The sequence below is a fragment of the Isoptericola sp. NPDC060257 genome, from assembly GCF_042726645.1.
GTDB classification, from domain to species: domain Bacteria; phylum Actinomycetota; class Actinomycetes; order Actinomycetales; family Cellulomonadaceae; genus Isoptericola; species Isoptericola nanjingensis.
Map to the genome: position 1 here is coordinate 1 of NZ_JBHXAW010000292.1, position 5,467 is coordinate 5,467.

A 5,467-nucleotide genomic window follows, 5' to 3' on the forward strand; every position below is an offset into this window, starting at 1 on the left:
CCCCAGGGCTCGGTGCTGCGTCCGAGCTTCTGGCCCACGACGCACGACATCCTGCCCCCGTACCTGCAGCACGGCGGGGTGGCGGGCTTCGCCGTCCGCGCCGTGCTGGCGGCCCTCGGCAGCCCCACGTGGGGCGTCTACTCCGGGTACGAGCTCGTGGAGAACGTGCCGCGCCCGGGTGTCGAGGAGCAGATCGACAACGAGAAGTACGAGTACAAGCCGCGCGACTGGTCGCAGGCCGACGTCGTCGGCGTCTCCACGCTGCTGCGACGCCTCAACGAGATCCGGCGCGCCCACCCGACGCTGCAGCAGCTGCGCGACCTCACGGTGCACCCGACGACGAACGACCAGGTCGTCGCGTTCTCGCGGCGGGTGCGGGCCGAGCACCTGCCCGCCGCGGGCCGGCCGGGCGCCACGCAGGACGACGTCGTGCTGGTCGTGGTCAACCTGGACCCGTGGGCCACGCAGGAGTCCACGCTGTTCCTCGACCTGGAGGCGCTCGGCCTCACGCGGCCGGACGGGGTCGAGGACCAGCCGTTCTTCGTCGCCCACGACGAGCTGTCGGGCGCCACCTACCCGTGGGGTGCCCACCCGTACGTCCGCCTCGACCCCCGCGAGCAGGTGGCGCACGTCCTGACGATCGGCCTGGCATGACGAGGCCGACATGAGCAGGCCCGCATGAGAGGGCCCCGATGACGCCCCAGGTGCCGCGGCCCGTCACGCGCCAGGTGCCGGTGCAGGCGCTGCCCACGCGGCCGCAGCCCGCACCGCCGCCCCTGGACAAGCCCGGCCTGTCCGAGGACCCGGAGTGGTACCGCACGGCCGTGTTCTACGAGGTCATCGTGCGGGCCTTCTCGGACACCGGCGGCGCGGGCACGGGCGACCTGCGGGGCGTGACGGAACGGCTGGACTACCTGCAGTGGCTGGGCGTGGACTGCCTGTGGCTGCCGCCGTTCTACCCGTCGCCGCTGCGGGACGGCGGGTACGACATCGCCGACTACACGTCGATCGCGAGCCAGTACGGCACGATCGGGGACTTCGCCGAGCTCATCGAGGCGGCGCACGCGCGCGGTATCCGCGTGGTGGTGGACCTCGTGATGAACCACACCAGCGACCAGCACCCGTGGTTCCAGGCGTCGCGGTCGGACCCGGAGGGCCCGTACGGCGACTTCTACGTGTGGTCGGACGACGACACGCGCTACGAGGACGCGCGCATCATCTTCGTGGACACCGAGACGTCGAACTGGACGTTCGACCCGGTGCGGCGGCAGTACTTCTGGCACCGGTTCTTCCACCACCAGCCGGACCTCAACTTCGAGAACCCCCGCGTGGTGGACGCCATGCTCGACGTCGCGCGGTTCTGGCTGGGGGTCGGCGTCGACGGCTTCCGCCTCGACGCGGTGCCGTACCTGTTCGAGGCCGAGGGCACCAACTGCGAGAACCTGCCGGAGACGCACGCGTTCCTCCGCCGGGTGCGCCGCATGATCGACGACGAGTTCCCGGGCCGGATCATGCTGGCCGAGGCGAACCAGTGGCCGCAGGACGTGGTGGACTACTTCGGCACGGCGGACGAGCCCGAGTGCCACATGTGCTTCCACTTCCCCGTGATGCCGCGCGTCTACTACGCGATGCGCGACCAGCGCGCCCGGCCCCTGCTCGACATCCTCGCCGACACGCCGGACATCCCCGCGCCGGGCGGGCAGTGGTCGACGTTCCTGCGCAACCACGACGAGCTCACCCTCGAGATGGTCTCCACCGAGGAGCGCGCGGCGATGTACGGGTGGTTCGCGCCCGACCCGCGCATGCGCGCCAACATCGGCATCCGCCGCCGCCTGGCGCCGCTGCTCGACAACTCGCGCAAGGAGGTGGAGCTCGCCCACGCGCTGCTGCTCAGCCTGCCGGGCAGCCCGTGCCTGTACTACGGCGACGAGATCGGCATGGGCGACAACATCTGGCTGCCCGACCGGGACGCGGTGCGCACGCCCATGCAGTGGACGCCCGACCGCAACTCCGGCTTCTCCACCGCCGACCCCGGCAAGCTCTACCTGCCGCTCGTGCAGTCGCTGGTGCACCACTACCAGCACGTCAACGTCGAGGCCCAGCTCGCGCAGCCCTCCTCGCTGCTGCACTGGGTGCACGGCATGCTCGCCGTGCGACGGCTGCACCCGGCGTTCGGTACCGGGGCGTTCGCGCCCCTGGAGGCCGACGACGACGCCGTGCTCGCGTTCACCCGCACCTCGGCGGACGAGACGCTGCTCGTGGCGGCGAACCTGTCCGCGACGGCGCGGTCGTCCGTCGTGCGCGTGCCCGGCCGCGCCGGCTGGTCGCTCACCGACCTGTTCGGCGGCGCCCGCTTCCCCGACGTCGGCGCGGACGGCACCCTGACCATGACCTGGGGGTCGCGCGACTTCTACTGGCTGCTCCTGACCCCGCCGGGGCGCGGCGACGGTGACACCTCCGCGCCATCGACCGGAGGCGAGCCGGCATGACCGCGGTGCGGCCGGCCGCGGGCGTCCCCGACCCGAGCGTCGGGGAGCTGCTCGCCGCCTGGCTGCCCGGCCGGCGGTGGTTCCCCGCGGGCGGCGCGAGCGCCGCCACGGTGCACGTCGAACCGTGGCTCGCGGTGACGTTCGACGACGGCCCGGGCGGCGGCCCCGACGGCGCCGACGTCGTCGTCCTCCTCGTGCGCCTGCGCGGCGCGGGCGTGCCGGGCGGCGAGGTGGTCGCGCAGGTGCCGCTCGTGCTCACGGACCCCGCCGCGCGCGGCCCCGGGTTCGTCGCCGAGGTCCGCACCGCCGCGGGCGACGTCGCCGTGCACGACGGCGGCGCCCACCCCGCCTGCTGGCTCGCCCTGCTGCGGGCGGCCGGCGTCGGCGACGGCGTGCGGGGCGAGGCGCTCGTCGCGGGCGGCCAGGTCGTGGCGGGCGAGCAGTCGAACACGAGCGTCGTGCTGCCGGGCGTGCCGTCGCCGGACGGCACCGGCGGGATGCTCAAGATCCTGCGCACCGTGACCCCCGGGCCGCACCCCGACGTCGTCGTCCCCCGTGCCCTGACCCGCGCCGGCTGGGACGGCGTGCCGCGCTTCCTCGGCGCCCTCCAGGTGGCCACAGCGCCCGGCACGACCACCGCCCTGGCCGTCCTCAGCGAGCTGGTGCCGCGGGCCCGCGACGGGTTCGAGCTGGCCTGCGAGCACGCCGGCCGCGGCGAGTCGTTCGCACACCTCGCGGCCGACCTCGGGCGCGTCGTGGCGGAGCTGCACTCGGTGCTGCGCCAGGCCATGCCGCCCGGGCCGCTGCTCGACCCGGCGACGTTCGTCGGAGGCCTGCGCGACCGGGCGGCGCTCGCCGTGTCCGAGGCGCCCGGCCTGGCGGCCCGGGCCCCCGCGATCGACGCGCTGCTCGACGACCTCCAGGGCCGGCTGCCGCGGCTGCGCCTGCAGACCGTGCACGGCGACCTGCACCTCGGTCAGGCGCTGCACGGCGAGACCGGGTGGAAGCTCCTCGACTTCGAGGGCGAGCCGCAACGGCCCGCCGCCGAGCGCACGGCCCCCGACCTTCCGCTGCGCGACGTCGCGGGCATGGTCCGCTCGTTCGCGTACGCGGCCGCCGTCGGCGGCGCGCCCGACCCGTGGTGGGAGGCGGAGTCCGTGCACGCCTTCCTCGCCCGCTACCGTCAGTCGGCCGACACGTCCGCGGCCGTGAGCGGGCTGACCACCCGACGTCCGCCCGAGCTCGACCCGCCCACCGCCGACGCCGTCCTCGCCGCCCTCGTGCTGGACAAGGCGCTCTACGAGGTGGTCTACGAGACGCGGCAACGGCCGACCTGGGTGCACATCCCCCTGTCGGCCGTCGACCGCGTGCTCACCCGGCCGCGCTGACCCCGCCGAGCAGGTCGTTCGCGCAGCGCACCGCGGCGGCGAACGCCTCCGGGTCGCCCCCTTGCGAGGTGACCCGGAGCGTCACGCTCTGGCCCGCACGCAGCGTGACGAGCCCGGCGTCGACGCGCGCCGCCGGGTCCACCACGTCGACCGGGCAGAAGACGTCACGGGCGAGCGAGGTCGCGGTCAGCCGCAGCTCGCAGCCCCCGGGGACGGGCGACGCCTCGATCCGCAGCGGGCTCGGGTCGAGCCGCTGGTCCACGACCTCGGCCCCGTGCCGCAGGGCCGCCGCCACGCCGGACTCGGGGTCGTCGGCCGTCGCCACGAGCACCTCGGCGGCCGCGTCGTCGAACGTGGCGACCTCGGCGGGCACGGTGACCGTCGCCGCGCCGCGGGCGGGCGCGTCGACCTCCACGGTCGCCTTGGCCAGGACCGACCCGTCCAGCGCCTCGCGCGTGACCGTCCAGGTCCCGGCCAGACGCTCGCCGGTGTCGTTGACGACGACGAGCGCGACGGTGTCGGGCACCGGCTCCAGCCCCTCCCACGCGGCGGCCCGCGCCGCCTCGGACGCGCGCGGCTGGAAGGTGGCCAGCCGCGGCGCGTACGCGGCGCGCAGGGCGTGCCACAGCGGCTTGCGGTGCTCGTCGTGGTCGACCGCAGCCCACGACACCACGGGCCAGTTGTCGTTGAGCTGCCACACGATGGCGCCGGTGTTGTGCGGGGTCAGGGACCGCACGTGCTCGATGCCGAAGCGCACGGCGTGCGCCTGGTTGAGCTGCGTGGTCCAGTGCCAGTCCTCGATCGTCGCCGGGTCGGGCAGGTGCCCCTGCCAGCCGCGCTCGAGCTTGGCGTTGCCCAGGTGCGCCTTCTGGTGCACGAGCATCTGGTGGCCGAACGGGTCGAGCGGCTCGTCGTGGACCACGCGCGTGAGCGTCGACCAGGCGGGCGGACCCTGGAAGCCGAACTCCGACAGGAACCGCGGCCGGTAGCGGGCGTAGACGGAGTAGTCCTCCCGGTTCCACACGTCCCAGATGTGCATGGTGCCGTAGCGCTCGTCGTTCGGGTGACGGTAGTCGCCGAACGAGTACGGGCTCGCCGGCGAGTACGGGCGCGTGGGGTCCAGCTCGGCGAGCACGCCCGGCAGCAGCTCGCGGTAGTACAGGTCGCCCCACGGGCGGCCGCCGAGCCGGCCGGCCCAGCCCCAGTCGACCGAGCCCCACGTGTTCTCGTTGTTGCCGTTCCAGATGACGAGCGACGGGTGCGGGCTGAGCCGCGTGACGTTCTCGCGGGCCTCGGCCTCCACCTCGGCGCGCATCGGCTCGTCCTCGCTGTACGCGGCGCAGGCGAACGGGAAGTCCTGCCACACGAGCAGGCCACTCTCGTCGGCGAGGTCGTACAGGTCGTCGGACTCGTAGATGCCGCCGCCCCACACCCGCAGGAGGTTGATGTTCGCCTCGAGGGCGTCGTCGACCCGGCGCGCGTACCGGTCGCGGTCGATCTCCGTGAGGAACGCGTGGTCGGGGATCCAGTTCGCCCCGCGGACGAGCACCGTCTCGCCGTTGACCTTGAGGAGGAACGGCGCTCCGGCCT

The 5,467-nt window shown here is 74.3% G+C and carries 2 protein-coding genes and 2 pseudogenes; 3 read left to right on the forward strand and 1 reads right to left on the reverse strand.

Annotated features, from left to right (window positions below; all coding sequences use genetic code 11):
• The 3 genes and pseudogenes from ACFWEK_RS18360 to ACFWEK_RS18370 all read left to right on the forward strand — a co-directional run.
• Window positions 1-654 (forward strand): annotated as a pseudogene (locus ACFWEK_RS18360) (alpha-1,4-glucan--maltose-1-phosphate maltosyltransferase); the annotation flags it as partial.
• Between the two features lie 38 nt (window positions 655-692).
• On the forward strand, window positions 693-2,489 hold the full coding sequence (gene treS, locus ACFWEK_RS18365) for a maltose alpha-D-glucosyltransferase (RefSeq protein ID WP_430554967.1): 1,797 nt from the start codon (window positions 693-695) through the stop codon (window positions 2,487-2,489).
• Window positions 2,486-3,877: an aminoglycoside phosphotransferase gene (locus ACFWEK_RS18370; RefSeq protein WP_430554968.1), complete on the forward strand. Its 1,392-nt coding sequence runs from the start codon at window positions 2,486-2,488 to the stop codon at window positions 3,875-3,877. The genes treS and ACFWEK_RS18370 overlap by 4 nt, the downstream gene beginning before the upstream one ends.
• On the opposite strand, the pseudogene ACFWEK_RS18375 reads toward ACFWEK_RS18370, so the two are convergent.
• Window positions 3,861-5,467 (reverse strand): annotated as a pseudogene (locus ACFWEK_RS18375) (glycoside hydrolase family 2 protein); the annotation flags it as partial. The gene ACFWEK_RS18370 and the pseudogene ACFWEK_RS18375 sit on opposite strands and share 17 nt — an antisense overlap.

Coding starts and splice junctions, on each gene's coding strand:
- treS (WP_430554967.1), top strand. CDS start 693: ATGACGCCCCAGGTGCCGCGGCCCGTCACGCGCCAGGTGCCGGTGCAG.
- ACFWEK_RS18370 (WP_430554968.1), top strand. CDS start 2,486: ATGACCGCGGTGCGGCCGGCCGCGGGCGTCCCCGACCCGAGCGTCGGG.